Consider the following 1,294-nt stretch of genomic DNA (forward strand, 5'->3'; position numbering starts at 1 on the left):
TTGTAGAACTGTATAATCCCCTGTTTGATTTTTTGCACTGCTTTGCATGAAGTGAATATCTTTTGTTGGCATGGTTCCTGGCGGACAGTTTTGGCATTTCCCAGTCAAACCTAATACATCAATCCACCTCTGCATGTTCGGCGCAAACTGATAAAAATTACTTCCACCCCATAACCCAATCGGATCCTGATTAACAAACCGCCCCGCATCAGGCTCATAATACCTGAAGAAGTTGTAGTGCAGCCCCGTCTCACGGTCGGCGTACTGATTCTGTAATCGGAAGAGTTGGTGAGCAGTTCCCGTTATGTTGGTTTCACTCTTCAGTTTGCCCCAACCGTAATAATCCCCGAACCAAACCAGATTGCCTTCGCCATCGGTCATCTCACGCGGGATGCCGATTTGATCGCAGTGGAAATAGTAGGTTTGTTGGCCGCTTTCGCCTTCTTCGTTAGTCCGGTTATGTACCTGTGCCAAGGGTTCGTAGCTGTCGGGATTGGTGTAGATATAGGTATACCTGCCGTCCGGTTGGATTTCCTGTAAGAGGTGGCTGCCGTCCCAAACGAATCCGGTTTCCTCTTCGAGGCCTTCTGGAACTTCTTCGTTTTTCAGACGGCCTTTGCCTATTCTTCTGCCCAAGGCATCGTAGGTGTAGGACCAAGTTTCTTTTGTGCCGTCTTTTTTGAAGATTTCGGCTTTAACCAATTGGTCATGCAGATCGTAGAAATAGTTCTGTACTTCGCCGTCGGCCAGTTCGCGGTGGATAAGGTTGCCGAAGTCGTCGTAGTAATAGGTCGTGCCGTTGTAGGTTTTCAGGCGGTTGTCGGTGATGGCGGAGCGGCCGTCTGAAAGCGGTGCAGCCGTTTTGCCCTCTCCCCGACCCTCTCCCACGGGAGAGGGGGCAGGGTATGGTTTGACCTTAGGGCGGAAGGTTTGTGCGGGCTACGGTTTTCTTTGAATGTGCAGGCTGCTTTTGAACTGTTTTAGAGCTTTGAAAGCAGCCTGCACTTTTTCAGGTAGCCTGAAGGGAGTGCGTGGGCAGCACATACCCACCCTGCGTTGGGACTGAGGTCATTTGAACAGAAACCGCGTGCGTGCGTTCCGCACACACCCTACGTCGGGATTGGAGGTTTCATGCGGGCTACGGCTTGCTTGGGCTACTTTACAGTTGATAATTAAATTTAGAAAATTATGTCTCATACTCTATTTTTTAACATAAATTCTTTTTTTAAATGTTCTAAAATATTATCTAACTCTTCCTTGCTTAAAATTTGGTTGGTCTTAGTAAATTTTGCTG

The 1,294-nt window shown here is 48.1% G+C and carries 1 protein-coding gene; it reads right to left on the reverse strand.

Features of this window, described 5'->3' with window-relative positions; genetic code table 11:
- Positions 1-888 (reverse strand): RHS repeat-associated core domain-containing protein (locus ACTHUT_RS20790; RefSeq protein WP_440419705.1); only part of this gene is annotated, 888 nt, incomplete at its 3' end.
- Between the last annotated feature and the right edge of the window lie 406 nt (positions 889-1,294).

The sequence above is a fragment of the Neisseria sp. P0022.S010 genome, assembly GCF_051956635.1.